The 26,376-nt window shown below is 50.5% G+C and carries 25 protein-coding genes; 12 read left to right on the top strand and 13 right to left on the bottom strand.

Annotated elements, in window-relative coordinates:
- Window positions 1-172: 172 nt before the first annotated feature.
- The gene (locus C9I92_RS06705) at window positions 173-649 is read right to left on the bottom strand and encodes a hypothetical protein (protein WP_047884995.1); all 477 of its coding nucleotides are present in this window, start codon (window positions 647-649) and stop codon (window positions 173-175) included.
- A gap of 66 nt (window positions 650-715) precedes the next feature.
- On the opposite strand from C9I92_RS06705, the gene C9I92_RS06700 reads away from it, so the two are divergent.
- Together C9I92_RS06700 and C9I92_RS25245 are read left to right on the top strand one after the other, a co-directional pair.
- The gene (locus C9I92_RS06700; protein ID WP_047884996.1) at window positions 716-1,384 is read left to right on the top strand and encodes a CatB-related O-acetyltransferase; all 669 of its coding nucleotides are present in this window, start codon (window positions 716-718) and stop codon (window positions 1,382-1,384) included.
- Window positions 1,381-1,581 carry a hypothetical protein gene (locus C9I92_RS25245; RefSeq protein ID WP_146149668.1) on the top strand — a complete coding sequence of 67 codons (201 nt, stop codon included), beginning with the start codon at window positions 1,381-1,383 and terminating at the stop codon, window positions 1,579-1,581. Before C9I92_RS06700 ends, C9I92_RS25245 begins: the two co-directional genes overlap by 4 nt.
- On the opposite strand, the gene C9I92_RS06695 is transcribed toward C9I92_RS25245, so the two are convergent.
- On the bottom strand, window positions 1,560-2,168 hold the full coding sequence (locus C9I92_RS06695) for a CatB-related O-acetyltransferase (RefSeq protein WP_047885157.1): 609 nt from the start codon (window positions 2,166-2,168) through the stop codon (window positions 1,560-1,562). The two genes, C9I92_RS25245 and C9I92_RS06695, sit on opposite strands and share 22 nt — an antisense overlap.
- 581 nt (window positions 2,169-2,749) lie before the next feature.
- Window positions 2,750-3,673 carry a Rossmann-fold NAD(P)-binding domain-containing protein gene (locus C9I92_RS06690; protein WP_047884997.1) on the bottom strand — a complete coding sequence of 308 codons (924 nt, stop codon included), beginning with the start codon at window positions 3,671-3,673 and terminating at the stop codon, window positions 2,750-2,752.
- Between the two features lie 103 nt (window positions 3,674-3,776).
- Between C9I92_RS06690 and C9I92_RS06685 the strand changes: the two genes are divergently transcribed.
- The gene (locus tag C9I92_RS06685) at window positions 3,777-4,679 is read left to right on the top strand and encodes a LysR family transcriptional regulator (protein WP_047884998.1); all 903 of its coding nucleotides are present in this window, start codon (window positions 3,777-3,779) and stop codon (window positions 4,677-4,679) included.
- Between the two features lie 429 nt (window positions 4,680-5,108).
- The gene (locus C9I92_RS06680; RefSeq protein WP_047884999.1) at window positions 5,109-6,302 is read left to right on the top strand and encodes an acetate/propionate family kinase; all 1,194 of its coding nucleotides are present in this window, start codon (window positions 5,109-5,111) and stop codon (window positions 6,300-6,302) included.
- Window positions 6,303-6,391: 89 nt separating this feature from the next.
- Here C9I92_RS06680 and alr read toward each other — a convergent pair whose 3' ends face one another.
- The gene (gene alr / locus C9I92_RS06675; RefSeq protein WP_047885000.1) at window positions 6,392-7,471 is read right to left on the bottom strand and encodes an alanine racemase; all 1,080 of its coding nucleotides are present in this window, start codon (window positions 7,469-7,471) and stop codon (window positions 6,392-6,394) included.
- Window positions 7,472-8,350: 879 nt separating this feature from the next.
- Window positions 8,351-9,109 (bottom strand): DeoR/GlpR family DNA-binding transcription regulator, encoded by a 759-nt coding sequence (locus C9I92_RS06670; RefSeq protein ID WP_047885001.1) that lies wholly within the window; start codon window positions 9,107-9,109, stop codon window positions 8,351-8,353.
- Window positions 9,110-9,284: 175 nt separating this feature from the next.
- On the opposite strand from C9I92_RS06670, the gene ltnD reads away from it, so the two are divergent.
- The 6 genes from ltnD to C9I92_RS06640 are packed head-to-tail and all read left to right on the top strand — an operon-like array spanning window position 9,285 to window position 15,453.
- Entirely contained in the window at window positions 9,285-10,286 is a 1,002-nt protein-coding gene (gene ltnD, locus C9I92_RS06665) for an L-threonate dehydrogenase (RefSeq protein WP_340643636.1), read from the top strand.
- A gap of 5 nt (window positions 10,287-10,291) precedes the next feature.
- Window positions 10,292-11,551 carry a 3-oxo-tetronate kinase gene (otnK, locus tag C9I92_RS06660; RefSeq protein ID WP_047885003.1) on the top strand — a complete coding sequence of 420 codons (1,260 nt, stop codon included), beginning with the start codon at window positions 10,292-10,294 and terminating at the stop codon, window positions 11,549-11,551.
- Window positions 11,544-12,176 carry a 3-oxo-tetronate 4-phosphate decarboxylase gene (gene otnC, locus C9I92_RS06655; RefSeq protein ID WP_047885004.1) on the top strand — a complete coding sequence of 211 codons (633 nt, stop codon included), beginning with the start codon at window positions 11,544-11,546 and terminating at the stop codon, window positions 12,174-12,176. The genes otnK and otnC overlap by 8 nt, the downstream gene beginning before the upstream one ends.
- The gene (gene otnI / locus C9I92_RS06650) at window positions 12,176-12,952 is read left to right on the top strand and encodes a 2-oxo-tetronate isomerase (protein ID WP_047885005.1); all 777 of its coding nucleotides are present in this window, start codon (window positions 12,176-12,178) and stop codon (window positions 12,950-12,952) included. The genes otnC and otnI overlap by 1 nt, the downstream gene beginning before the upstream one ends.
- A 39-nt stretch (window positions 12,953-12,991) precedes the next feature.
- On the top strand, window positions 12,992-13,960 hold the full coding sequence (gene denD, locus C9I92_RS06645) for a D-erythronate dehydrogenase (protein ID WP_047885006.1): 969 nt from the start codon (window positions 12,992-12,994) through the stop codon (window positions 13,958-13,960).
- Complete coding sequence (locus C9I92_RS06640) at window positions 13,960-15,453, top strand: GntP family permease (protein WP_047885007.1); 1,494 nt, start codon at window positions 13,960-13,962, stop codon at window positions 15,451-15,453. The genes denD and C9I92_RS06640 overlap by 1 nt, the downstream gene beginning before the upstream one ends.
- An 81-nt stretch (window positions 15,454-15,534) precedes the next feature.
- Here the strand turns inward: C9I92_RS06640 and C9I92_RS06635 are convergent, their stop codons facing one another.
- The 3 genes from C9I92_RS06635 to C9I92_RS06625 form a co-directional block, all read right to left on the bottom strand.
- Entirely contained in the window at window positions 15,535-16,707 is a 1,173-nt protein-coding gene (locus C9I92_RS06635; protein ID WP_047885008.1) for a PDDEXK-like family protein, read from the bottom strand.
- Between the two features lie 247 nt (window positions 16,708-16,954).
- A complete protein-coding gene (locus C9I92_RS06630) occupies window positions 16,955-17,704 on the bottom strand; it encodes a class II aldolase/adducin family protein (protein ID WP_047885009.1) in 750 nt (249 codons plus the stop codon).
- A gap of 117 nt (window positions 17,705-17,821) precedes the next feature.
- A complete protein-coding gene (locus C9I92_RS06625) occupies window positions 17,822-18,445 on the bottom strand; it encodes an HD domain-containing protein (RefSeq protein ID WP_047885010.1) in 624 nt (207 codons plus the stop codon).
- Between the two features lie 107 nt (window positions 18,446-18,552).
- Here C9I92_RS06625 and C9I92_RS06620 point away from each other — a divergent pair, with 107 nt between their 5' ends.
- Entirely contained in the window at window positions 18,553-19,245 is a 693-nt protein-coding gene (locus C9I92_RS06620) for a Crp/Fnr family transcriptional regulator (RefSeq protein WP_047885011.1), read from the top strand.
- 73 nt (window positions 19,246-19,318) lie between these two features.
- On the top strand, window positions 19,319-20,200 hold the full coding sequence (locus tag C9I92_RS06615) for a bile acid:sodium symporter family protein (RefSeq protein ID WP_047885012.1): 882 nt from the start codon (window positions 19,319-19,321) through the stop codon (window positions 20,198-20,200).
- Window positions 20,201-21,069: 869 nt separating this feature from the next.
- On the opposite strand, the gene C9I92_RS06610 is transcribed toward C9I92_RS06615, so the two are convergent.
- The 5 genes from C9I92_RS06610 to C9I92_RS06585 form a co-directional block, all read right to left on the bottom strand.
- Window positions 21,070-21,375 (bottom strand): monooxygenase, encoded by a 306-nt coding sequence (locus tag C9I92_RS06610; protein ID WP_047885013.1) that lies wholly within the window; start codon window positions 21,373-21,375, stop codon window positions 21,070-21,072.
- Between the two features lie 367 nt (window positions 21,376-21,742).
- Window positions 21,743-22,129, bottom strand: a complete 387-nt coding sequence (locus C9I92_RS06605) for a DUF2799 domain-containing protein (protein WP_053061803.1) — start codon at window positions 22,127-22,129, stop codon at window positions 21,743-21,745.
- Between the two features lie 137 nt (window positions 22,130-22,266).
- On the bottom strand, window positions 22,267-23,241 hold the full coding sequence (locus C9I92_RS06600) for a TDT family transporter (protein WP_047885014.1): 975 nt from the start codon (window positions 23,239-23,241) through the stop codon (window positions 22,267-22,269).
- 730 nt (window positions 23,242-23,971) lie between these two features.
- Window positions 23,972-24,838, bottom strand: a complete 867-nt coding sequence (locus C9I92_RS06590) for an MBL fold metallo-hydrolase (protein ID WP_047885016.1) — start codon at window positions 24,836-24,838, stop codon at window positions 23,972-23,974.
- Between the two features lie 143 nt (window positions 24,839-24,981).
- Window positions 24,982-26,352: a solute carrier family 23 protein gene (locus tag C9I92_RS06585; RefSeq protein WP_047885017.1), complete on the bottom strand. Its 1,371-nt coding sequence runs from the start codon at window positions 26,350-26,352 to the stop codon at window positions 24,982-24,984.
- Window positions 26,353-26,376: the final 24 nt, after the last annotated feature.

Raw genomic sequence — 26,376 nt, 5'->3', positions numbered from 1 at the left:
TCAGAGTGATAATCCAGGGCACTGGAATAGACAATCACCGGACATGGAATCTGTTAGCTGAATCGCTGGGAACTGGCATTCATCAGGTAAATTTGTGCTTCATGACGCAAATTCTGGCTGGGCCTTGTTGGGGTAATCTATCGTTCATCTCGATCATGACACCACTGGTCGGTCAGGATACGACTGCCTGCGGTGCATAGGTTGTCAGAAAGTGTTGCAGGTATGGCAGGCCGGTTCCCGGACGGGCTTTCTCTGCCTGCAGAAAGTTCAGAATGGCATCTTCGTGATCGCGTACCAACGCGTACAAGTCGTGGTGATCTGTGGCGTCATCGGCTTGTCGGCGATAGCGCACGGCGTAAGGTTCCACCCACGGGATCAGGGTATCGAGCAGGGCTGGCCAGCTCAGATGCAACCAGTTTTCAGCGTCCTTGACGCCTTTATTTTCCATTTCCGGATCTGCCTGCGGGCAACCCATTCCCAGTGGTGTTAGCCCGTTTTTTAGCAGTTTGGCGGTAACTTCTTCAACTTGTATCAGAAGTTGCCATTTATTGATATGGGTATCATCACTATACTGTTGAGCAAAAGCAGTAAAAAAGGCGATGCCGTAAAGCTCACCTCGATAGGCAGAAAATAGCGGATTCAGACACATGGCATTACTTGTGTTTCAGTCGGCAGAGCCGGGTGTGAGTTCAGGCAATCATTATAAGGTGTGGCTATGTCAGCATCCATTTTTCCTTCATGGCTGGGTGGTTATGAAGTCAGGGATCATATAAAAAATCCTAATATTTCCGTGGGGGAATATACCTATTACTCCGGGTATTACCACGATAAGCATTTTGAAGATCATTGCGTACGCTACTTACTGGGCGATCATTCCAGCCGGGCTGTCTGGGAATCCGGTATCTTTGGTGAGGTCGATAAACTCATTATTGGCAAGTTCTGTTCAATCGCTTCCGGCGCAACGTTCATGCTGGCGGGCAACCAGGGGCACCGCCATGACTGGATTTCATCCTTTCCTTTTGATGTCGGCAAGTTTGGCGATAAGGTTAAATCGGGCTTTGAACGAGACGGTGATACCGTGATTGGTAACGATGTGTGGCTGGGGACCGAATGTGTGATCATGCCCGGCGTCAACATTGGTGACGGCGCGGTGATTGGTGCGCGAGCGGTGGTCACCAAAGATGTGCCGCCCTACGCGATCGTTGTCGGGAACCCGGGGAAGGTCGTGAAAAAGCGCTTCAGTGACGAACAGATTGCGAAATTACTGGAAATGAAGTGGTGGGACTGGCCACTGGCGCTGCTGAAAAAGCATATGGATGTGATGTGCAGCAGTGATGTCGATGAGTTGTACCAGTATTATCTGGCGTTTAAAGCGAAGCTGTGACCTGTCTGTATGTTCAGGTGCTGTCTGTTCGGGGGGCCTGTTCAGAGGTGGTTTTAGGTTCCGGGGCCATTGATAAGCCGCGAAACAAGCAATCGGTACTGCCGTTGGGTATGTCAGCCGGTTGCCCGGCTGACGATTGGTTACGTTCGGTGGTACTGAATCCGAGGGTGTTGTGTCACGCTTGTACCATGTCGTAATTCTGACTGGCATGCTCCAGCGCCTCAATATCTGAAGCACACAGCAACGGCTTCAGGGCGGTAAACTTTTCTTCTGGCCAGTCGTAGATCCGTAAGGTCAGTAGTTTGTTTGTCACTGCTGCTGAAAAACGGTGGCGAAGAAAGCGGGCCGGTGAACCTCCAACGATCGTGTAGGGGGCGACTGACTGGGTCACAACGCTGTTAGCGGCAACAATTGCGCCTTCACCAATTGTGACACCGGGCATGATCATCGCCCTCATCCCAATCCAGCATCCGTCTGCCAGAATTGTGTCGCCCTTGCCCTGATAACTTTCTTCAATGGTGTCGGCGAATGGATACAATGAAAACCAGTCGTGACGGTGGGTATGATTGCCGCCCATCAGGATAACGGCTTCGGCACCGATACAGACATAATCGCCAATAAAGAGTTTGTCGATTTTCCAGCGTGGCTTCCAGTGACGGCTGACTTCATCGCCCAGCAGATAGCGTACGACAGACTGCTCGAAGCCATCGTCATAGGCATCGCTGTAATAGCTATGGGTACCTTTCAGGATAATGTTCGGGTTGGTGACGGTTTCATGCAACAGCGCTACGGTTGACCAGTGTTTGTCTGATTGGCCGGGCGACTGGCGAGGCGTTTGCCCAGCTTTTTTCCTTGCTAAACGATTCGCTCTGAGATTCTCCCTAAGTGTGTTCCATCCGGCCCAAATTCTTTGGAGCATTTTCGACAGAGCGGTTATCGATAACACCGTTGTCGATAGAACCAACTTCAATAAATCCTTGCTTGATAATGCCATCGTGATCTCCGTGTGGTTTTCACTCGCGTTTGCGCCGTTTTCCGCGCATAGAGGAAGCAAAAACCTGAGTCTGAGTAAAGTGTGATGGCCACGGGGAAAGGGGACAACCGCCTCTCATCATTCAAGCCGATGCTAAGGTCTTCGTTGTGGTCTCTGAATCTTTGTTAATCGTGCGGTGAGTGCGCACCCGGTGGCCGAGAAAACAGGCGTTCCCGGCCAGCGCTAGGCAATCCAGGGTTGCTGGAGGTAAGCAATAGTCGTCACAGCAGCACTTGCGGCAGCTTGTAAAATCAGCATGTTTGCTCCTGTGAGGAAAGTGAAAGTTGGACGAATCATACCCGGAGCCGCAATGAAGTCAATATGAGGTGGCCTCACGCCGGGCGCCGCCTTTTGTTCCAGCAGTGTTGCATGGCCAGTTCCAGCGGCGTGTGTGTCATCGCCGGATGTCCCCGCAACTTCCCTGTGATGGCCAGCTGCCCGCCTTGCTGCCAGAAGCGCCGCATTTTCGTGAATCCCCGAAATAAGGGGGAGAAGAGAGCAAGGAGTCCGAACAGCGGCCAATGCAGCGGCATCACACTGACGGGCTTGCCGCTCGACAGTGCAAGACAGCGGGCAATGTCCTGCATGTTGGCTTTATATCCCCGGTAGAAAAACACATCGAGTCCTGTGGGTTGGCACGGTTGTTCAGTCAGGCGATGGACAAGGTTTTCGGCCAGATCAGGCAGAAATGTCCAGTAATGGCAAAGCTCATAAGGGCTGGGGGATTGCAGGATCAGTTTCTGGCTGGTTTCCTTGATCAGCATTCCGAGAAAGCTACGTTGGAACTGATCATCCAGGCTGTAGCCAAAACACACCACAGAGACACTGGCACCGGTTGCGACCGCCTGCTGGATCCGGGCTGTTAGAGAGGCAGGCAGATGCAGGGGAAGGGGAGCCTTGCGCTGCCACAGCCAGTTGCCCATGGAATGATGAATGTCGTAGTGGTTGGTGGTCAGTACCAGATGGCGTTGATAACGGGCCACAAGTTCGATCAGCGTATCGAGAGAGAAACTGCATAGCGGGCCAGCGCATGGATCCGGGAGATGCAAGAATACGGTTTCCGATTCGCTGACCAGTTGCTCCATCAGCGCATGATCATCCGGGGCCATTTCCGCAATCATCAGGTTGTCAGACAGAAAAACCGGCTGGGTATGATCGGAGATGGCGGCGACCACGTCCCAGTGGTGTTTGTTCAGCGCCTGGCAGAGTAGGTTGCCCATCTGCTGTTCTGCGCCGAGTACTAACGCTTTCTTCATAGTTACCTTCCACCTTGCGATTCATATCAAAGACAATCTCAACAAGTTAAGGACTTTTTGTGGGTATAGTACATAGATAAATCGGCATAGTGGGTATTTGATAATGCATAGCATTGAATGGGATAGCATCCGGATTTTTCTGGCCGTTGTGGAAGAAGGCAGCATGTCGGCCGCGGCGCAAGTGCTGGGGATGTCACAGCCCACCGTCAGCCGACAAATTGTTGCTCTGGAAGAAAAAATGGGGTTTAACCTCTTTGACCGCTCGTCAAACGGTTTATCCCTTACGACGGCAGGTGAGGGGTTATTGGAATCAGCCCGGGCAGCAGAGTTGGGCGTCAAAGGCTTTTTGCGGCAGGTGAATACCTGCATTGATAACCATCAGGGGCCTGTCAGGCTGGCGGCCGGTGAGGTGGCGGGGTTTTACTTTCTGCCGAAGGCACTTGAAGCTTTCGGGCGGGAATACCCGGGTATTGAGGTTGAAATTCTGGTGGAAAATCGTGGTGTGAATCTCAACAAACGGGAAGCGGATATCTGGATTGCCCGAGAGAAACCGTCCCAGCCAGATATGGTGGTCAGTTTATTGCGTCAGGCACCAATCGGTTTTTATGCCCATCGTGACTACCTGCGCCAGCATGGTGTGCCAGACAGCTTGCATGATATGCATACCGGCCATTACCGCTTGATCGGTTACGACAGGCTGGAGGTGTATTCGCAAGCCGCCGCGCGGGTTGGCGGAACGGTGAATAAATCTCACTTTAGCTACCGGACTGACAGTTACAAAATGCAACTGGAACTGGCCCGGGCGAAAGCGGGGATCACGGTCATGTTTGCCAGTGTCGCGGCCCGCTATCCTGAGCTGGTGCCGGTGCTGCCTGGCGCCCCCATTCCTGATGCTCAGTGGTGGCTGGTCTGCCATCACGATGTCCATGTGAACCCCCGGATCCGTTGCCTGATGAACTTTCTGACCCAGTGGTTTCAGAAAGCGCCATTGAGCCTGGTGGGGTAACCGACAGAGTGGCCATTGTGCTGTGTGATCACCGGTCAAAATGAGCCCGTTGTGTAAAGTCCTCATCATCTTAAAGTGTTCAACGCGCTGGCCGGAATATGCGTGTGAGGTCCCAGAAGCAGTTTTGTACTATTGATATTGTTGAACGATACTAAAAAAACTTGAGTGACACAGATCGCACCTGATGAATAAATCATCAAAAGTAAACGTTTTCGTTGCGGTTATTTTGATCTGAACCAGCGATTTTTCAATTTATTTTGCTTTTTCGGAAACAAAAGTTGAGTTATTCAAAAAAAATTGAATAATGTAATCAAAAGATATAATGCTGAGAGAATGCTGCTCCACACGTTCTCCTCAGCCGGTCTGTATGACAGATGTGTCATGGGGCACGCGTTGTCCTTGAGCCCACAATAATCTGATGAGATAACCATGAGCAACTCTCTAGTACTTGTAATCAATTCTGGCAGTTCCTCACTGAAGTTTGCCCTTATCGACACGGTAAGTGGTGAAGCGACACTGAGCGGTCTGGGCGAATGTTTTGGCCTTCCTGAAGCGAACGTCAGCTGGAAGATCAACGGCGAGAAACAGGAATACAAACTGGCTGATACAGGTAATCACCACCAGTTGGCCGTTGACCGAATTGTGACCCTGCTGGAAGAGCTGGGCATGAAGCAAGATATCGTTGCGATTGGCCACCGTGTGGTTCACGGCGGCGAAAAATTCACTAAGACAGTTAAAATCGATGAGGCTGTGCTGCAGGAAATCGAAAACCTGAGTGATCTGGCGCCACTGCACAACCCTGCCCACGTGATTGGTATGCGCGCAGCGATTAAAGCGTTCCCGACGCTGTCACAGTACGCTGTGTTCGACACTGCTTTCCACCAGACAATGCCTGCGAAAGCTTACACCGGTGCTATCTCTCAGAAACTGTACAAAGAATACGGCATCCGTCGTTACGGTTTCCACGGTACCAGCCACTACTTTGTCAGCCGTGAAGCGGCGAAAATGCTGAACAAGTTAGTTGAAAACAGCAACTTCATTTCTGTTCACCTGGGTAACGGCGCATCTGTGTGTGCGGTGAAAGGCGGTCAAAGCGTTGACACCAGTATGGGTTTCACCCCGCTGGCTGGTCTGATGATGGGTACCCGCTGTGGTGACCTTGACCCAAGCATCATTGAGTTCCTGCTGAAAAAAGGCTGGAGCCAGGAAGAAGTCTTCAATGAGCTGAACAAGAACTCAGGTCTGTTGGGTGTTTCCGGCCTGACCAGTGACTGCCGCGGTATTGTTGAGGCGATGGAAAACGGCCACGAAGGGGCAACTCTGGCGTTTGAAATTTTCTGTTACCGTGTTGCTAAATATATCGGCTCATACATGGTTGCTCTGGACGAGCTGGATGCCATTATCTTCACTGCCGGTATTGGTGAGAACTCGCTGCCTGTACGAAGCCAGATCCTGGCTAATCTGAAGATCTTCGGTTACCGCGAAGACGAAGAAGCGAACGCTGCAGCGCGTTTCGGCAACCGCGGTATTATCAGCAAGCCAAACACGCCAGTTGCGATGGTTATCCCGACGAATGAAGAGTGGGTGATCGCGAAAGAAGCGATGGCGCTGCTGCACGCCTAAGTGCGTCGTGAAGGCCACAACAGTTAAAGTTACAACAAAAAAACCGCCAGCAATGCTGGCGGTTTTTTTATGGCAATAACAGAGTCGGTTTAGCCGATATACTTTTTGTGAACACGGCGGGTGATGCCGGTGAACAGGGTGTAAGGCACGGTATCGCAGTAAGGAGCGACTTCGGCAGCCAGCAGGTTGTCACCCCACAGCTCGACTTTCGCGCCCACGCGAGCATCGTCGATATGGGTCAGGTCTACCGTCAGCATGTCCATTGAGACACGGCCAATGATGCGGGTACGCTGGCCGTTGACCAGAACCGGCGTGCCGTCTTTGGCATGGCGCGGATAGCCATCGGCATAACCAATCGCCACGGTGCCGACTTTAGTCGGGCCATCACACACGAATCGGTGTCCATAACCCACACCATCACCCGGCCCCAGTTCGCGCACCGCAATCACTTCCGAAGTCAGTGTCATTACAGGTTGCAGTTGTTCGGCCATTGGCTGAGCAGCTTCAAATGGGCTTGATCCGTACAACATCAGACCCGGACGCTGGAATTCACGGCGGGTGGAGGTATGCTCCATGGTCGCGGCACTGTTGGCAATACTGACCGGCGCGTCAATGTCACGGGAGATCTCTTCAAAACAACTGATTTGCTGGGCGGTGATTGCACTGCCGAAAGCATCGGCGTCAGCAAAATGGCTCATCAGGACAATCTCGTTCACCTGCGGCAGGCTGCGTAATTTATCGTAGGCCAGACGGTAGTCCTGTGGGCTGACGCCCAGACGGTGCATGCCGCTGTCCATTTTCAGCCAGAAATTCACAGGCTGGTTCAGTTGACTGCGAGCAATGATGTCGATTTGCTCCAGGCTGTGAACGGCACACCAGAAGTTGTTGTCGCTGATGACGGGTAGTTCGTCTTCTGTGAAGAAACCCTCCAGCAGCAGAATAGGTTGTTTGATGCCGGCTTCACGCAGTTCAATGGCTTCTTCGATACAGGCGACCCCAAACGCATCGGCCTCGTTTTCCAGCGCGAAGGCCAGTTTCACTGCACCGTGGCCATAAGCGTCGGCTTTAACAATCGCAATAGCTTTTTGTTCTGGTGCGACTGATTTTGCCAGACGATAGTTGTGACGAAATGCATCTAAATTAATAGTGGCGGTGGCTGCTCTACCCATGTTCTTTCCTTGTGCGACTGACTACACTCAAGCGTTTACAGGAACGCCTTATGATTTTCATGTCTAGCTTTTATGTATTGTTACTGGATAAAAATTCACGGGTGGGCGATGGGAAAGGAGGGAAAAAGGTTCACTTTCCGACGGCTGACATCCGTGTTCACCTGACGATTTCCCGTTTGATGGGGAATATATCCATGAAGTAGTGTCCTGAAATTTCATGAAATACTGGTTGGTCTGTTTGCTGTTTGTCTTATTCTTTAATTTTTGTGCTATCAGGTTGAGCCAACTGACGCGGTTTATGAATGAAGACATCTTGACTGCAATGCTGCAGTGTTTTCGACCAACTCGATCTTACGTTTTTCAGGCACCCATTCACGTATTCTACGTTTTGGTGAATAGTTATTTTTGACATAGTCTATACGAAATTTTAAAGAATGGTACTTTGAATTTTTAACAAATGTTAATCGTTAATACCGTTTTTATTTCTTGATGTAGTTAAATGTTCGTTATTTTGTGAATAATTTGAAGTCTCATAATGTTTACAATGCTGCGGTTTTGATTTTTGCTTGGTGAAAATGCTGCGTCTGCTGAAATTTTTAGCATCTTCTAGTAAAGAAGGTCATTATGAGAAAAGGACAGCTCAGTTTTGCAGTATTGATAGAAAGGTCGGTGAAAGAAGGGGTGTTAACATCAGCCCAACATATGGTCCGCCTAAGGGGAAAAGAGAGGAGAAGCCTGCCGGGTGAGCGTGAAATGAAAAGATAAGAGATGTATTGGGTGGGGGGATGTATCGCAGAGCTGCCAAAGAGAATGGCAAGCCCTGCGCCGGGAAGCTTATGCTATCTATCTCGCCGTACAGCGCCTATACCGTACTTTTGCCTAAACCGTAATAACTTCCACGCCTCGCTCGGCAAAGTCCTGGATACAGCTTTGCGGGAAGAATTTGTCGGTGATTACTTTGTCGAAGCCGCTGATATCGACAGCATGGAAGGTCGCTACCCGACCATACTTCGACGAGTCGGTAACCAGATAGTTATTCTGTGCTGCCGCGACAATAGCCTTTTTGACCAGTACTTTATCTTCGCTTGGGGTAGAGATCCCTCGCAGGTTCCAGGATGACGTGGACACAAACGCCTGATCAATATTCATCTCACGCAGCAGGTTTGCCGCCTTTTCGCCGACGCAGGACTGATTGTGCCGGTCGACTTTTCCGCCCGTGTGGTAAAGCACACATTCCGAATTCGCCATCAGGTACGCCGCAATCGCAAAGTCATTGGTGATGATGGTTAAATCTGCTCGCTGAGTCAGCTGATGAGCGATTTCAAGGGTGGTGGTTCCGGCATCTAAATAGATGGTGGAGTGCGGGCGAATCAACTCTGCAGCGTGCAAACCAATCTTTACCTTCTCTTCCCGCTGCTGAGTGATCTTATCGTCATGCGGCAATTCAAGATGGATGGACTCGGTCAGCTGGACCCCGCCGGATACCGACATGACCCGGCCGTCAGCTTCCAGTTTGGCAATATCACGGCGGATGGTCATGTGTGACACATCCAGCTGCTGGGTCAGCTCATTGATACTGATGACTTGCTGGTTACTCAATAACGCCAAAATGGCTCGTTGACGCTCGGCAGGAATCATATTTCTCACTCATCTTTATTTATCAAACCCGAAAAAATCATAACACGATATCACGCAGTGATGTGAATATTTGTTAAGTGAAAGTGTGATGGTGTCAGTAACCTATTGTTATTGCATTTTTTAACATTCGTGTCGTTCTTTTTTTCACACACATTCACAAATAACAAATCACTCAATGTTAATTTTTGTGATGAGTATTGCAGTAATGTTTCGATTAGCAGCTAGAATCACAAACATGAACATTAATTCACAAAATATAACAACCAATGAGGGTAGTTCGATGAGCAAAATGCAATCGGTCGCGGTGATTGGACTCGGTTCGATGGGCATGGGGGTGGCGAAATCCTGCCTGCGTGCCGACTTTGACGTGTATGGCGTTGATGTGAATCCCGCCGCGTTAGAAGAGTTGGCGTCTTGTGGTGCCAAAGCGACTTCAACCAGTGCTGTTGCTTTTGCTCAGGAACTGGATGCGGTTGTCGTGCTGGTGGTCAATGCCCAACAAGTGCGTACCGTCCTTTTTGATTCTGGCCTGGTTGCGGCATTAAAGCCTCAGACCCCGGTGATGGTGTGCGCCACGATTTCTGCGGAAGATGCCAAAGCGATTGCGGCTGATCTGGCGACTTACTCATTGCCGATGCTGGATGCGCCAATTTCCGGCGGCGCTGTTAAAGCGGCGGCGGGTGAGCTGACCGTTATGGCGTCTGGTTCGCAAGCTGTCTTTGCCCAGTTGGAGCCGGTGCTATCGGCGGTAGCCAGTCAGGTCTATACCGTTGGGGAAGAGATCGGCATGGGGTCTACGGTAAAGATCATTCACCAACTGCTGGCCGGCGTTCACATTGCAGCGGGAGCGGAAGCCATGGCAATGGCGGCGCGCGCCAATATCCCGTTGGATTTGATGTACGACGTAGTAACCCATGCTGCCGGCAATTCATGGATGTTTGAAAACCGAATGAAGCATGTGGTGGACGGTGATTACAGCCCGAAATCCATGGTGGATATTTTTGTGAAGGATCTGGGGCTGGTGGCCGACACTGCCAAATCACTCCACTTCCCGCTGCCTCTGGCCAGTACGGCTCTCAACATGTTTACCACTGCCAGCAATGCCGGTTATGGGAAAGAAGATGACAGTGCCGTCATCAAAATTTTCCCGGGCATTACGCTGCCGAACAAGGAGTAAGGACGATGTTATTAGGTGTTATCGCCGATGACTTCACCGGTGCGACGGATATCGCTGGGTTTCTGGTCGCCAACGGGATGAAAACCATTCAGCTAAACGGCGTCCCGCAGGAAGCCGTGCCAGTAGAAGCGGATGCGGTTGTGATCAGCCTGAAAAGCCGCTCTTGCCCAGTCGATGAGGCTGTGGCGCAGTCGGTCAGCGCGCTGAAGTGGTTACAGGCTAAGGGTTGCCAGCAATTCTATTTTAAATATTGCTCGACGTTCGACAGTACACCGGAAGGCAACATCGGTCCGGTGACAGATGCGCTGCTGGACGCGCTGGACGAGGCTTTTACCATTATCTGTCCATCATTGCCGGTCAACGGCCGTACCGTGTACCAGGGGCATCTGTTTGTGCAGGGCGATCTGCTCAGTGAATCTGGGATGCGAAATCATCCGGTTACGCCAATGAAAGATGCCAACCTGATGCGCCTGATGGATGCCCAGGCAACCGGAAAAACCGGTCTGGTGAGCTACCGGGAAATTGAGCTGGGGGCTGACAATGTCGCGGCGCGTTTTGCGGAACTCAAACAGCAGGGCTGTCGCTATGCCGTGGTCGACACGCTTAACGATCAACATCTGGCTGCGATTGGTGAGGCTTGCCGCCATCTGACACTGATCACCGGCGGCTCCGGACTGGCTGCCGGGATTGCGCAAAACTGGTCTGAGTCCCTGTCCGATCAGTCTGACGCGATGCAAGCTGGCCAGCCGGTTTCTGGCCACACCGTGATTTTATCCGGCTCCTGCTCGGTCATGACGAACCGTCAAGTAGCGGCCTACCAGCCGCAAGCACCGCACTTTGCGCTGGATGTGAAACGGTGCCTGAGTGAATCCAACTATGTTGACGTTGTGTTTGACTGGGTGGCCTCTCATCTGGGCGGCAAGCTGGCGCCGATGGTGTACGCCACCGCTGAGCCGGAAATGCTCCATGCAATTCAGGCGGAATTTGGTGCGCAGGCATCCAGTCAGGCGGTTGAACAGTTTTTCCATCAGCTGGTTCAGCGTTTGCAACAGCACGGCGTGACCAACTTTATTGTCGCAGGTGGTGAAACCTCCGGCGTGGTGACGCAAAGCCTGAAGGTAAAAGGTTTCCACATCGGACCGCAAATTGCACCGGGTGTACCGTGGGTTAAAGCCATCGACCAGCCACTTTCGCTGGCGTTGAAATCCGGCAACTTTGGTGACGAACAGTTCTTTACGACAGCACAAGGGTATATCCATGACTGAGCAACAATTAAGAGAGCAGATGGTGAGCCTGGCGCGTTCCATGTTTGAACGGGGTTATGCCACTGGCGGCGCGGGAAACCTCTCGCTGAAACTGCCTGACGGTCACTTTCTGGCAACACCAACGGGTTCGTCGTTTGGTCGTCTGGACGCTGAGAGATTGTCGGTGGTAGACATCGACGGTCAGCATCTCTCCGGTGACAAGCCGTCGAAAGAAGTCGCGTTCCATCTGGCGATTTATCGTAATAACCCGGCGTGCAATGCCATCGTCCACTTGCACTCAACTTATCTGACCGCGTTGTCGTGTCTGGAAGGTCTGGATCCGGACAATGCGATTCGTCCTTTTACACCGTACTACGTGATGCGGGTTGGACAACTGCCGGTGATCCCGTACCTGCGTCCGGGCGACCCACAGATTGCCACTGAGCTGGCAAACCGCGCGGCGGATTACCGGGCGTTTCTGCTGGCCAATCATGGCCCGGTGGTAACCGGCACGGATTTGTGTGACGCCGTGGATAACGCCGAGGAATTGGAAGAAACCGCCAAGCTGGCGCTGATGCTTGACGGCAAGGCAATCCGTTATCTGACTGACGGTGAAGTAATTGACCTGAAAGGGAGAGGGAAATAATGGCCCGTTTTGCTGCAAATCTTACCATGCTGTTCACCGAGCAGCCGTTTCTGGAGCGCTTTGCGCTGGCCCGTGAGGCTGGGTTTAAGGCGGTGGAATTTCTGTTTCCGTACGCATTCGAAGCCGATGAATTGGCTGCACTGTTACAGGAAAATCAGCTGGAACAAGCGTTGTTTAACATGCCGCCGGGCAACTGGGACAGCGGTGAACGAGGCATGGCCGCTTTGCCGGGGCGTGAAGCAGAATTTCGTGACAGTGTGGACACCGCACTGCATTACGCCAGGGTGTTAGGGTGCCCGAAAGTGCATGCCATGGCCGGGATCATTGATCCTCGCTACAGCGACGAGCAGCACCTAGAAACGTTTGTCGCCAATATTCGCTACGCCGCCGACCAGTTCGCGCAGCATGGCATTACGCTGCTGATTGAGCCGTTAAATAGCCGGGACGTACCGAACTATTTCATTGCCCATCAGCGGGATGCGGCGAAGATTATCGAGCGTATAGATCGCCCGAACGTGAAACTGCAGTTTGACGTGTATCACGCCCAGATCATGGACGGTGATCTGACGACCATGCTCGGGGATCTGGCGCAGACCATTGGTCACGTCCAAATTGCTTCTGTACCGGCTCGTCATGAACCGTCAGAGGGCGAAGTGAATTACCCCCATATTTTTGCCGCGCTGGATCAGGCGGGCTACAGCGGCTGGATTGGCTGCGAATACAACCCGAAAACAGGCACAAAAGAAGGCCTGAACTGGGTAACACCGTACCTGTAACAGGAAGTACAAATTAGATATCACGACAAGGACAATCCTATGAACATCGTAATTACTGGTGGCGCCGGGTTTTTAGGCGCCATGCTGACCCGTACCCTACTTAACCGCTACCCTGATATTGCCTCACTGAAAGTGGTGGATCGGGTGCCACTACCGGAAACGGCGATCACTGACGCGCGCATTTCTTCTGTGGTTGCAGATATCACCAATGCGGCTGATGTCGACATGATTGTCGACCAGGAAACCACCCATGTTTTCCACCTTGCGGCCATTGTGTCGAGCCACGCGGAAGAAGATTTCGACCTGGGGGTTAAGGTTAATCTGGTCGCTACTCAACTGTTGCTGGAAAAATGCCGTCAGGTCAATCCGGCCATCCGCTTTGTGTTCTCCAGTTCGCTGGCGGTCTTCGGTGGCGAGCTACCGGCGGTGATTGAACCGATGACGGCCACTCAGCCAAGTTCCTCCTATGGCACCCAGAAAGCCATGTGTGAGCTGCTGGTAAACGACTACGGCCGTCGCGGTCTGGTCGATGCCATCACCGTGCGCCTGCCGACTATCTGTATCCGTCCGGGCACGCCAAACAAAGCCGCGTCCTCGTTTGTCAGCGGGATCATCCGCGAGCCGCTTAAAGGCGAGCGTTCCAACTGCCCGGTTGCACAGGATCTGCCGCTGTGGATCTCCAGTCCTGAAACGGTGATTGACAACATTATTCACGCCAGCCAGTTATCGGCGGATGCCATTCAGGGCTTCCGTACCTTTAACCTGCCAGGGATTCAGGTTACCCCGGCCACTATGCTGGCGGCGATGGCCGAAGCCGTCAATCCTGCGCGGGTCGAGCTGGTCAGCAATGAGCCGGATCCGGCGATTGAACGCATTGTGGCGAGCTGGCCGCAAGCGTTCAACAATGAAAAAGAACGGGCGCTGGGCTTTAAGGCCGATCGTGATTTTCAATCGGTGTTGGCTGCGTACCTGAGTCAGTATCCGGTCTCGGAAGAGGAGGCGGTGTAATGTTACCTATTTCAGTTATCGGTTTGATTATTGCTGTATTTGTTCTGATTTTTCTGGTTCTGCGTACCCGTGTCCACGTCCTGATTGCCATGTTGGCGGCAGCTTGTATCGCCGGTTTGATTGGCGGCCTGAGTGTTGACGATACCATGGCCGCAATCAGCAAAGGCTTTGGCGGCACACTGGGCGGTATCGGGATTGTCATCGGCCTTGGGGTTATGATGGGCGCCATTCTGGAAACGTCCGGCGCCGGCGAATCTATCGCCTACCATTTCATCAAGTGGCTGGGGAAAAAGCGTGAGGAAATGGCGCTGGCCATTACCGGTTACATTGTCAGTATCCCTGTGTTTGTCGACAGCGCACTCATTATTCTGTACCCGATTGCTAAGTCGCTGGCGAAAACGTCACAGCGTTCTATTCTGACGCTGACGGTGGCACTGGCCGGTGGTCTGGTCGTGGCGCACCACTGTATTCCGCCGACACCGGGACCGCTGGGTGTGGCCAGCATTTTCGGGGTTGATATCGCCTCTATGCTGGGTCTGGGTCTGTTGATTGCTCTGCCATGTATCTACGGCATCGTTATGTACGCTCGCTGGCTGGAGAACCACTTCCCTGAGTACATGGCACCACCAACGCTGGCACACGAATCCGGTGATCTGAAGAAAGTTCATGACGACTACATGGCGTCGAAGGCGTCGAAAACCCTGCCGTCATTGACCAAGTCTATTATGCCGATTGTGGTACCGATTCTGCTGATTCTGGTGAAATCGCTGATGTCTCTGGCTGAAAAACAGCTGGGTATGGAAGGGCTGTCGGTCAGTGCCTTGGGCGCGACCATTAACTTCCTGGGTCACCCGGTAATTGCTCTGTCAATCAGTACACTACTGGCGGTTTACACCCTGACACCGTACCTGGACAAAGCAACGACGACACACAAGCTGGAAGAAGGGATCTCAACTTCAGGGATTATCCTGCTGGTGACCGGTGCCGGTGGTGCGCTGGGGAGTGTGCTGCGTGAGTCAGGTGCCGGGGCTGAAATTGCCAACCAGATTGCTGCGCTGTCAATTTCACCTATCATGATTCCGTTTATTATCGCCACTCTGGTTCGTGTTATTCAGGGCAGCGGTACGGTTTCTATGATTACTGCGGCATCCATTTCTGCACCTGTACTGGCTGAAATGGAAGGAATCAACATGCTGTTTGCTGCCTCTGCGGCAACCATGGGCAGCCTGTTTGCCGGTTACTTCAATGACAGCTTGTTCCACATCGTGAACCGTCTGATGGGCGTAACCGAAGTACGTAAGCAACTGGTGATCTGGACGGTTCCAACGACAATTGCCTGGGCAATTGGCGGTGCGCTGGTGATGATTCTGAACCTGCTGTTTGGCACTCACGGTAGCTGGTTTGACCCTGTTGTTCCTCTGCTGGTACTGGCTGGCTGCATTTACTTCGTAAAGTCGCAAAGTAAGCCGATGGTGCAAAATATTGCTTCATAATAATTGAAGCAAGAAAGACTGTGTATCGATTAAAAAAGCCTCAACCGAAGACTGGTGGAGGCTTTTTTGTTTTAAATTAGTTTACTTAGACAAAGTAGTGGCAATATCTTTAAGCATGTTAACGATATTATCAGCGAAAATCTGGCGATTTTTTTCTTTTGATAAATACTTTAGGTCTTCAGGTGTTAAATTTTTGAAGTTAATTTGTGGTTCCGCGTATAATCCAATTGGCATTGAACCCCAACGATATGCATTTTTAAAGTATTTTGTTTTGTTTTCTATATCAATATATTCTTGAGATTTATTTCCTTTATCGCAATAAACACCAAAGTAAATATGGTTTTCTTGCTCTACATGTAGATATATATTGTCATACCCAGTTATTTCTGAACTAATAGATAGGTATTTTGAATTTCTTTTATTTTCAACATACTTTTTTACTTGTTCGCGTGGGTTGTCGTGCTTTGTAACAGAGTCTGAATGAATTTCACCAAACTCCTCTTCAATACCTAGAGCAATCTTATTCCATAAATCTAATTGTAAGTCAGTGATTACTTCATTGTAAGCATCAAACAATACAGGTAGACTTGAAAGATTGTTGTCAATGAGTAATAGTTCCTTTAAATCATCCATGTGATCTTGATCCTCAACCTTGTTAGTAAGTTTATTAATGATATCTAAATATTGAATGCAAGCTTCTCTTAGTGGTGCATTTCGTGCTGATATTTCTATACATTTTGAAATCCAGCTATAAATATCACTTTCATAACTTGCTAAAATTAAATCATTATCTTTCACTTTATGAGGAAGTTCCTCAATACTTTGTTCTTCTGGGCTGTAGCCTGTGAGTGTTAAATAAATCAACTTAATATCTTGATAACCTTCATCTACCATCTTTTTGTAGTAGTTTGAAAGTTGTTTTTCTTGATCTGTAGCGTAAATTTTATTTTCAATGACAATGGCTGTTTTACCATTTCTAATCAATATATCAATGTTTTGATATTCTCTATCAACCATTATGTTTTCATTGAAATCAAAATCAATATAATCTGAAAACTGTTTTAAAAATTGTTTAATGAATTTTTCTTTAAAATTGTGGTCTCCAAGAGGGTCTAGGAGGTCAGAAATAAATTTCGAATGTAATCTGACTTCATCTGATTCAGAGCGAAGGACTCTAAATAGATTATAATCTGGTTTTTTTGTATACTTTTCATTTAATAAATGGAGGTATCTGAAAAATTGCTTGTTAAGCATGTTTTAATTCCCATTTCAAAACTTAGCGAATCGTTTTTTAATTCAATAAAAACATTGTATGCATTTTGTGGTGTATGGAAAAGTGATTTAATTTGTGGTGATGAGTGAGTCACAGAATAGATGGACAGGAAAACGAGGAATGTTATATGAAGAATGGTGAAGGTTCAAAGGCTAGATAGCGTTCGTTTTCTATCTAACCTTTTTCAGATGCTAGAGAGTTAGTGTGAGCTCCCTAGTATAAATCTATTCATTCTTTATAACTCGGATCCAGGCGATCCAGTTTACGCATCAGTGCCGGCCAGATGAATTCACCGTCGAGCCCCTGTACTTTCAGGGCTTCGGTAATGGAGCTGACGACTGTCGGCTCAATATGAATGAGTTCGTTTCCGCCGGACTGGGCGGCCAGCTGTATCTGACAGGTGGTTTCGAAGGCATACATCGCCAGGAAGGCATCGGCGATGGTGTTGCCCACCGTCAATAAACCGTGGTTGCGCAGCATAAAGAAAGTGGCATCTCCCAGGTCACGTTGCAGGCGCGGTTTTTCATCTTCCCGAACGGCGACTCCTTCATAGTCATGGTAGGCCAGTGACGACAAAACAAAGGTAGACTGCTGGCTGATCGGCAAAATGCCGTCTTTCTGAGCACTCACGGCGACGCCGGCTTTAGTGTGGGTATGCAGCACACAACCAACGTCGTGGCGGGCATCGTGAATACAGCTGTGGATGGTAAACCCGGCTGGATTGACCGGATGAGGACTGTCGCTGAGCTTGCGGCACTGCTGATCCACTTTGATGAGGTTGGAGGCGGTGATTTCATCAAACATCAACCCATACGGATTGATCAAAAAGTGGTGCTCTGGCCCTGGAATGCGGGCACTGATATGGGTGAATACCAAATCGGTCCAGCCGAACAGGGCGACCAGACGGTAACAGGCGGCCAGTTCGACCCGTAGTTTCCATTCTTCTTCAGAGACCTGATGTTTCAACGAATTGCTCATACTCACCTCCTGTGGGCGATGTTCCATATGATGTTTTATACGATGTGGTGTAGCCCCAAATGGGCACTGTCCACTAAGTCTGATTGTACTGTCACTTGCTGGTGGGCTAGGTAAGGCTTAGTTCTGAACGGCGTCCACCGTAGCCCGATGCATTTTTTCCTGCGCCGGCTTATAGAGCGAGCGCACCGGTTTGGCAAACACCTTACGAATCATAGGTTCAAAAAAGGTAAGAGGCAGGGTGTCACCTTTCGGGTCGAAGGCCGGGGAGTCGTATTTGGTCACAAACTCCAGGGTGCGTTCAAAATAGGGATGATCCTGATAAGCATCTCGCATATGCCTGTCCATATTCAGGTAATGGAAGAAGTAGTACCCCTGGAAAATGGCGTGATGCTTAATCATCCAGTGATTTTCTTCACTGACAAATGGTTCGATCAGAACCGCTGCCACGTCGGCATGGTTGTATGAGCCCAGTGTATCGCCGATATCATGAAGCAGCGCACACACCACGTATTCTTCATCCTTACCGTCGCGATAGGCGAACGTGGCGGTTTGCAGACAGTGAGTCAGTCGATCAACCGGAAACCCGCCGAAATCGCCACTCAGTAAATTCAGGTGAGTCATGATTCTGTCCGGTAACTCGGCGGCGAACTCGCCAAATTCTTTCGCAATAATTTGCCAGTCTTCAGCCGTGCCGTTCGCCATGTCGGTAAAAGCGGCTTTTGGGGAATCATAAAGTGCCATCATCTTTTTCCTTTTGTTAACGATTTGTTTAATGAGAGCACAGAAAAGCCCGGCAAAATGTTAAATCATTGACATTGTACTGAGTAATTATGACGTAGGCTGAGTCCATGATAGATGTTAACAAGGTGTTACAAGAGTGTCCGATACTGTCCGGATTGCCGGAGCAAGGGATTGCTGAAGCCGTTGCCATCGCAAAAGTGCGGCATTTTGAAGAGAAAGCGCTGATTTATGACAAAGGTGATCGGCATTCTGCGTTATCGGTGATTGCTGAAGGTGCGGTACGGATTAATTCTGTCAGCGCAACCGGACAGGAAGCCACGTTGATGATTTTTGAGGCTGGCACCTGGTTTGGCGATAACGTGTTTTCGCCGGGTATGGCAAGAGTCTACGGAGCAACGGCACACAGTAACGTCACCCTGATTGAATTGCTGGGTGATAAGTTCCGCCAGTTGTTAAGCAAATACCCTGAAAATTACGCCGTCGCACTGGATCTGCTGAGTCGGCGTTTATGGTCGGCGATCTCGGTGATTGAAGATGATGCGCTCCGAGGTATGGAGGCGCGTATTGGCCGTCGATTGTTGTTGTTGGCGGAATATCAGCGCGGCCAGTCTCTGGGCGATCTGCCATTCAGTGTGCGGGTGACCCGTGAACATATTGCCAACATGATGGGGATGACCCGGCAGGGCGTGCATAAAGTGCTGAAGCAGTTTGAACAGGCAGGCTTACTGAAACTGGAATACGGTCGGGTCACCGTGCTGAACCCTGAAGTGATGGACCACTACGTACGAAAACTGGAATAGTTCAGTGAACCAGCCCCTGAGGCTGCTTTGCTGAAAGCATCGATGTGTGATTATTGAAGCAAGGAGGCTCAGAATGGAATCAACCCCACTTATATCCATCGGATTACCGGTATCGCTGTTTATTATCATGACCGGTATCGGCATGACACTCACCAGTGCTGACTTCCGCCGGATTGCCCTGCAACCACGAGGTCTGGTCATCGGAACATTCGCCCAGATCGTGATTATGCCTATCCTGGCATTCGGGCTGGCCTGGGGGTTGAATTTATCCCCGGCGATGGCTGTCGGGCTGGTCGTCATTGCGGCCTGTCCGGGAGGAACAACGTCAAACCTGTTTGTTTTGCTGGCTCGCGGTAATGTGGCACTGTCAATCTTACTGACCGTTTCCGCCAGTCTGCTGACGATTCTGTCACTGCCGGTAGTGACCGGCTATGCCCTGGAGCTGTTCAGTGGCACGGCGATGACCTTCACTTTACCGGTCGGTAAAACGGTCGCCATGATGGCTGGGGTGGTGCTGCTGCCTGTCATGATCGGTATGGCGATTCGTTACCACTGGTCTGCTTGGGCGCTACGGGCTGAAAGCTGGGTCAATAAGTTAGGCGCACTGACCCTGTTTTTGCTGGTGATCAATATTGTTCTGAATATTGGCGCACAATTACCGGCGCTGTTGGTTCAGGCTGGCCCGGCGGCGCTTCTTCTCAACGGGTTAGGTGTCTGTGCCGGGGTTATATCCGGAAGGCTGGCCAGACTCCCGACATCGGACTCGCTGGCTTTAGGGGTTGAGTTGGGAGTGAAAAACAGCACTCTGGCGTTGATGGTTACACTGACGTTACTGGGTTCCAGTGAAATGTCATTGCCGATTGTGGTGTATAGCCTGAGTATGTTCCTGCTGGGCGCGTTGCTGGTGGTCGGTGGCCGACAAGTGCAGAGGTCATCTCTGGCAAGCAAAGCGTGAAGTGTATCCTGTGGCTTGGAAACCTTTGTTACTGGGGTTCTGAGGGATGTGAGAGTCAAAATTGTTGAATACCATCCAATAAACTAAAAAATAATTGATTTTTTGTGTTTGTAGTTGAGTGTGGCAGCAGTAGGTTGCCTTGTTTATTGGTTTGAGGTGATGGTTTATCAAGGCACCATTCAACTTTTTCTGTAAGTCTTGTTTTGCTGCACGACTATACGTATTGCCGACTGTCTGGCAAGGATGGTGTTTTTTGATCATTATTACGGGTTTTTGTATGAATTTTCATCTGTTTTCTGGGGCGAGGATGGGGCATGCGATGGTTTAGCTATGTATCCCGCCCCAGTTACCTATTCTCACATGGTAAGGTGAAATTCAAAAAATCAGTTAATGATTAAAATAATTTTTGCATTAATAAAATTATGTGATAAATTGGCTCCAGATTTGAGACATTCAAATCGAAAGCATTTTCACTACTTCCCTCTCAGGGAGGTGGTATAAGGCTCAATAGCATTGAAAGATGGTGTTGGCCTGATACTGGGGGCACCCAGACTATCCTGCTTGGAACACAGGATTTTTACGGAACGGGAAACGGCCCTGAGCGCAAGCTCAGGGCCGTTTTTTCATGTATCCGTAAATTTTTGTACCAGAAAAGGCTGTCGTATTCCGGGTGGGTGACGTGATACCAACCTCCTGGTTACCAGCGTTGGATGAGTCCTGAAAATCTCGACGAGGCTGAAGTTGCAAGCCTTGTCATGGAAAATATTGTCCACAAAAACCGGCGTGGCCAATATTGATGTCACAGGGCTTTACGCTACGGAGCTTTTCGCTGTGGAACATTACGCCACAGGACGTTACGCGACATTACTCTATGCCACAGGGCCTTGGTTAACCGCGGTCAGCGGCTGATTGACATCAAAAATGTAGCCCCGGATATCCCGAATGCCCATTTGTGTCAGTCGAGCTGAGTGCATGTCCAGATACGCTTTAGCGCTTTCTTCATCCTCAAACAGGTAGACACCGCCTGCGCGTTTCTCGGCCTGGTTTTCTGTCCAGATTTTCCAGATTATACCCGGTTCCTGATTGATCGATTCTGCCAGTTCGGTCAGTGCCCTCGCCATTTCTTCACCAAAAGGGCCATTAAATTCAAAATCGACCTGTAGTAATTTTGCCATGTTTCACTCCTTGTTAATTGAGCCGACGAGTCTGTAGAACCAGCTGGTTATCTACTGGCTCAGTAGCAGCTTGTTTCGGCATTATTATGAAGGAGTGAGTGGTTTTTTAATTGGAACCGGTGCTCAGAAAAGCAGACTCAGACTGAATAGATCAAGCTGAATAAGCCAGATTCATCTGCAGGCCGCATGGCAGTACCAACATGACAATACATCCAAGAGAGGATAAAGGGGCTTCATTACTCGATGATGCCCCTTTATAGAAGCTATGCCCGGCCTGAAATTCATTTATTGGGTCGCTATTTTCTATTGGGGTCTATCCGATGACTTTGGATCGCAGGCCAAGAGGTTAGCGGGATAACAACGTTCCTTAATCCCTGTTCAGCCATTGATTGTCCTGATCAGCCACATACTCCTTGTAGCCGGCTTCCCATCCTTCAATGGCCAGGCGCTCATGAGACGTATTCAGGCACTGGCCGGTATACTGCGCTCCTTTTTTCCCTTGTTTATAAGTTTTGTAAGGCAGGCAGTAGTCTTCAATCCCTTCCCTGTATCCCAGCTGATAGAGTTCATACGCGTCTTCTTTCAGCGGGGTTAGCTGATTGAGTTCATCTTTGGTTCTGACCAGGCGCCCGTTTTCACCGTCCTTAATGCCCAGCGCTTTCCATCGGCTTTCCTTTGCCAGCTCGGTATCGTAAGACTGTCCGGAACAAGCTGCCAGAACGAAGGCTGCCACAAGTAACATCAGGTATTTCATTCTCTACCTCCACAGCGTTTCACAGGTAAGCCAGGTTTATTATCGATTGTGTTTCGTGCCGCCTGGTCCGGCACTTTCTCCCTAAGTATAAGGCCACATATAAAAAAGGGCTTTCTATCGAAAACCCTTTATTGAGACTAACTGCTTTGATTTGATTGCATAATTTTGCTTGGTGCGGCGTGCGGCCAGTACATACCGATGTAATTCCAGCCGACCCAGAACACCAGTCCGGTCGCCACCATGATTTCAAAAATGCCCAGGTTTTCAAGCCAGGCCCAGTGTGGAAAATCCTGGCTTAGCCACTGGGTCAGACGTTCCAGGGCCACTGCACTGATCACCGAGGGGAAGGTGAGAGCAGCCAGAGATGGCTGAAAACGCTGGCGCAGCAAATCGAAATAGCACAAATAAACCAGAATCGTCATGGTAATCCCAACACCTGCCAGAGCTCCGGTCAGCACCGGATCAGGATGCTTGACGTTCAGCAGGTATGCCGTGAGTGACAGGTTAACCGGCGCAGCCATGATAGCCAGCGTAGGTCGGGCAGGGCGGGGCATTCGTCCGGCAAAACACAGGCGATAAAGCACGACCGGCAGCATCAGAAAGTAAATGGTGATGCACAGGTTGGTCATGGTCAGTGCGAACTGGTGGTGGCCCAGTAGTGGACCGGCCAGCGTTCCGCTGATAGCGCCCACCGGGTAAAGGAACCAGCTTGGATAGAGATGGGTCAGACGGAATTTTCTTAACTGGTTGAAAAAGAAAAACACCATCATAGAAAAATGGAGCGTAAGTGCGGGATACCAGAGTAACCGCGCACATTCGATATGAATGGTAGCCAAATAATCGGCCAGAACCATCAACGACATTGAGATAGGAGCCATAAGGCTGCCGTATAGCGGATGACGCAGATCCTGAATGAACCGATCCCGGTTGAGCAGGTACTTCAGAATAACCGGCAGCAGCAGCCCTGCGCCGGCTAACGCAAAGAGACCGCGGATCCAGCTGGCCTGAGCCGGAAAAAACAACGCCCATGCCAGCCCTGTTCCGGTCGTAGCCAGAGCCAGTGCCGCTTGTGCGGTAGGAACGCGTAGTAATGTCGTGGCAAGTGCCGTCATTGTAATTAATGCGCCTTTGACAAATAAGGAACAAAGAAAACGATATTTTACACAGTTATTTAACGAAAATCGGCACTTGATGGTCGGTGAATTACACGATGGGATCACAATTTGAGCAGCGAGGATCGAAACTCAGTTTGCCAAAAATAGAATTTCGTACCATATTTAATTTGTGACCTGTCATTGAGCTGTTCGATTCAAGCCTGCGGATGTATGGGCTGTGTTCTGGAGAGGCTCAGGGCGACAGGAAGCGGGTTGATGTGAATCAACCTTACCGGGAGAGGCATGAAAAACCAAACCTGGATGACAATTTGGAAAGTGACAAAACAAAACGTTTATACTTCTTCGCCAAAGACGCAATTGTCCGATTTAAAGAATTGACTGCATCGGACCCGGCATACTCAACGTAATGAGTGGCGAAGCCTCAAGTTGTTATTATCAACGTCCTTGATGTGCTGTTGTTCGGGTACATGAGGCACAACAGAATAGAGATAGAGAGTAATTCTTAATCCAAGCCGCACTGCAATGGTGCGGCTTTTCATTTTTTAGCGCTCTCGAGATTGCTGTGTGGCTGTTGTGATTGCCGTGTCTGCCTTCGTCGGTTTGATGACTGGCGTTCTATGTGAAACCACTGATGGTACCTATTTATTGGTTTTTATGGATGTTTTTAAGTTTATAACGCCAAAGCCTTGGACGCAGATGGTCCAGGGCTTTGTTGACGTGGTTTTGGCTACGCAGTCAGGTCATTGACTTCCGCCACCGCTTCACTCAGCGTGAATTTCCCTTTTTCATCTTTAACTACTCGCCCCATGGCAACATCCGGATCGTGAGTCAGGACGATGCGGCCATTACGGGAGAGCAAATCGCTCAACAGGGCTTCTTTTTCTTCAATCAACCCTTCCGGGAAACGGTCGTACCCCATCGTAATAGGTAAATGGACCCATGGCGCGCCGGGAATGAGATCGCCGGTGAAGACGACAGGGCCGTCAGGCATCATGATCTCCGGCAGGATTTGCCCCGGGGTATGGCCATCACTGAAATGGAAGCGCCAGTCAGGCCCCAGTTCCGGCACGTAGCCATCGTCGTTGACCAGAATAACCCGTTCGCTTAGTGCGAGTGGCTCCATGATATCGCTCAGGTAAGAGGCTCTGTCACGTGAATGTGGCTCCAGTGCTCGGGTCCATTGTCGGGCACCGGTGATGAACTGGGCATTAGGGAACAGCAGCTCACTGGGTGAGTCCGATTGCCAGGCGGAAAGCAGTCCGCCGGCATGGTCAAAATGGAGGTGGGTAAGTATCACGATATCGATATCTTCATGGCTCAGGCCATGGGCCGCCAGGCTTTCCAGTAACACGTGGTGATTTTCCTGAACACCAAAGCGGGCTTTCAGGTCAGGGGAGAAGAATGCACCGATACCGGTTTCAACCAGAATATTGCGGTTCGCTTCTTGTACCAGCAGGGCACGGCAGCCTAAACGAATACGGTTCTGTTCATCGGCTTCCATCCAGCGGCTCCACAGGGCTTTGGGCGCATTGCCAAACATGGCACCACCGTCCAGTTTCTGGCTGTTGCCGGTCAGGGTAGAGAGAATACGCATACTGTCTTCCTTGAAAGTGTGGTTATTGAAATCGTTATTATTGATAGTTTAAATAGTCATCATACGGTAAACGCAACTGGGACAGGTTGTGCCTGTCCCAGTCGTTTGTTTTGCCAAATCTGGCGTTATCCTGTTTTCGGCACTCAGCCGTTATTCAGGGCCTCACTGTCTTTTTCTTTGACCCGAAAGCGCAGGAGATGCGTGCGTTCGATGAGTATATAAAGAATGACGCCGGTCGCCAGACCCCAGCTGGCACCATACACAGCAAGTACGACACCCATGGTTCCTGCGATGCCGCGTTCGGTGTTGTTGTTCAGCTGTTCCAATCCTACCATCAGGCAGATATAGCCCGTCAACAGCAGTGTCAGAGACAGGGCTATCGGCAGTACCGGCTGGAAGAAGCTGACCAGCGGCAGCGCGAACAGGGCAATAAAACCGGTGATCCAGAAAGTACCTGAGCCACTGTAAATAGAGTCCATTGCTTCGCGTCCATGCTTGTAGCGCTCGGCCATTGTTGCCGCAACGGCGGTCCAGAGTGGCCCGGCCAAACCCGGGTAAGGTGCGAAAAATGCGTGTAGGGCATTACGAATCGCTGTGACCAGGTGTACCCGATCGATATTGTTTTCAATCACTTCGTCGGTGCGTAGCTCATCGGCACGTTGCATCAGTGATTGGCCCACAATGATGTCACCAAACGCAATGATGTAAGCAATCACTGCGGTTGGAACGGCCATCAGGAAGACATCCAGCCCCGGGAATCCGACACTGAACGGCAGATACTGCCACATGCCGGCAAAATCTGGCTGAGTAATGCCCCAGCGGATATCGGGCATTGGGTATTCGCCCACCGCGATGCCCACCAGAATCGCGATAATCATGCCCGGTACCATGCCGTAATTCACAATTTTCTTCGCCATCGGAACCCGTTCCAGCAGCCCTTTGAACGAGACTGAGAACATCAGGTAAAGACAGATCAGGCTGCCGATAACCAGTGAGATCGGCGTGGCGGCCAGGCGGCCTCCGCTGGAAATCTCTCCCATCAGAGCTGCGATACCCGCGCCGATGATGATCCCACCCTTGAGTGAATTCGGTACCAGTTTGACCATGACGGAGCCTAAACGGGTCAGGCCAAGCACCAGGAAAATGATAAACACCAACAGTTGCAGGGCAAACAGGGCCTGTATCGCTTCCGGCCCTGGCTTAAAGTCACCCAGGAACAACAGAACGACCGGAATGCCGGGAGTAATCCAGCCCGGAACAAACGGAACGCCAAGCAGTGCCGGCAGCATGAAGCCGATGCCACAGACCACAACGTAGGCCAGTGCGATGTCGTAGGGCAGACCGAGGTATTTCTCTAAAAGGGGGATCATCGCCAGACTGACCACAAACATGATCAGCGCCTGAAGCATTTCCGCAAACTCCCAGCGGTAATGGATGAAAGGCAGGCGAACCTTAAAAGGACCCAGTAGCCAGAACGGCTGCTCGGACCCCTGCTGTCGTTTATAAACTTGCATGGTGTCTTCCTTGTTCACGTGTTG

Source organism: Photobacterium ganghwense, assembly GCF_003025595.1.
In the GTDB taxonomy this organism is placed as follows: Bacteria; Pseudomonadota; Gammaproteobacteria; order Enterobacterales; family Vibrionaceae; genus Photobacterium; species Photobacterium ganghwense.
The sequence above is the reverse complement of the archived record's forward strand: the minus strand, read 5'-3'. Positions and strand labels throughout refer to the sequence as shown.

Coding starts and splice junctions, on each gene's coding strand:
- C9I92_RS06705 (WP_047884995.1), bottom strand. CDS start 649: ATGTGTCTGAATCCGCTATTTTCTGCCTATCGAGGTGAGCTTTACGGC.
- C9I92_RS06700 (WP_047884996.1), top strand. CDS start 716: ATGTCAGCATCCATTTTTCCTTCATGGCTGGGTGGTTATGAAGTCAGG.
- C9I92_RS06690 (WP_047884997.1), bottom strand. CDS start 3,673: ATGAAGAAAGCGTTAGTACTCGGCGCAGAACAGCAGATGGGCAACCTA.
- C9I92_RS06685 (WP_047884998.1), top strand. CDS start 3,777: ATGCATAGCATTGAATGGGATAGCATCCGGATTTTTCTGGCCGTTGTG.
- C9I92_RS06680 (WP_047884999.1), top strand. CDS start 5,109: ATGAGCAACTCTCTAGTACTTGTAATCAATTCTGGCAGTTCCTCACTG.
- alr (WP_047885000.1), bottom strand. CDS start 7,471: ATGGGTAGAGCAGCCACCGCCACTATTAATTTAGATGCATTTCGTCAC.
- C9I92_RS06670 (WP_047885001.1), bottom strand. CDS start 9,109: ATGATTCCTGCCGAGCGTCAACGAGCCATTTTGGCGTTATTGAGTAAC.
- ltnD (WP_340643636.1), top strand. CDS start 9,285: ATGTTAATTTTTGTGATGAGTATTGCAGTAATGTTTCGATTAGCAGCT.
- otnK (WP_047885003.1), top strand. CDS start 10,292: ATGTTATTAGGTGTTATCGCCGATGACTTCACCGGTGCGACGGATATC.
- otnC (WP_047885004.1), top strand. CDS start 11,544: ATGACTGAGCAACAATTAAGAGAGCAGATGGTGAGCCTGGCGCGTTCC.
- otnI (WP_047885005.1), top strand. CDS start 12,176: ATGGCCCGTTTTGCTGCAAATCTTACCATGCTGTTCACCGAGCAGCCG.
- denD (WP_047885006.1), top strand. CDS start 12,992: ATGAACATCGTAATTACTGGTGGCGCCGGGTTTTTAGGCGCCATGCTG.
- C9I92_RS06640 (WP_047885007.1), top strand. CDS start 13,960: ATGTTACCTATTTCAGTTATCGGTTTGATTATTGCTGTATTTGTTCTG.
- C9I92_RS06635 (WP_047885008.1), bottom strand. CDS start 16,707: ATGCTTAACAAGCAATTTTTCAGATACCTCCATTTATTAAATGAAAAG.
- C9I92_RS06630 (WP_047885009.1), bottom strand. CDS start 17,704: ATGAGCAATTCGTTGAAACATCAGGTCTCTGAAGAAGAATGGAAACTA.
- C9I92_RS06625 (WP_047885010.1), bottom strand. CDS start 18,445: ATGGCACTTTATGATTCCCCAAAAGCCGCTTTTACCGACATGGCGAAC.
- C9I92_RS06620 (WP_047885011.1), top strand. CDS start 18,553: ATGATAGATGTTAACAAGGTGTTACAAGAGTGTCCGATACTGTCCGGA.
- C9I92_RS06615 (WP_047885012.1), top strand. CDS start 19,319: ATGGAATCAACCCCACTTATATCCATCGGATTACCGGTATCGCTGTTT.
- C9I92_RS06610 (WP_047885013.1), bottom strand. CDS start 21,375: ATGGCAAAATTACTACAGGTCGATTTTGAATTTAATGGCCCTTTTGGT.
- C9I92_RS06605 (WP_053061803.1), bottom strand. CDS start 22,129: ATGAAATACCTGATGTTACTTGTGGCAGCCTTCGTTCTGGCAGCTTGT.
- C9I92_RS06600 (WP_047885014.1), bottom strand. CDS start 23,241: ATGACGGCACTTGCCACGACATTACTACGCGTTCCTACCGCACAAGCG.
- C9I92_RS06590 (WP_047885016.1), bottom strand. CDS start 24,838: ATGCGTATTCTCTCTACCCTGACCGGCAACAGCCAGAAACTGGACGGT.
- C9I92_RS06585 (WP_047885017.1), bottom strand. CDS start 26,352: ATGCAAGTTTATAAACGACAGCAGGGGTCCGAGCAGCCGTTCTGGCTA.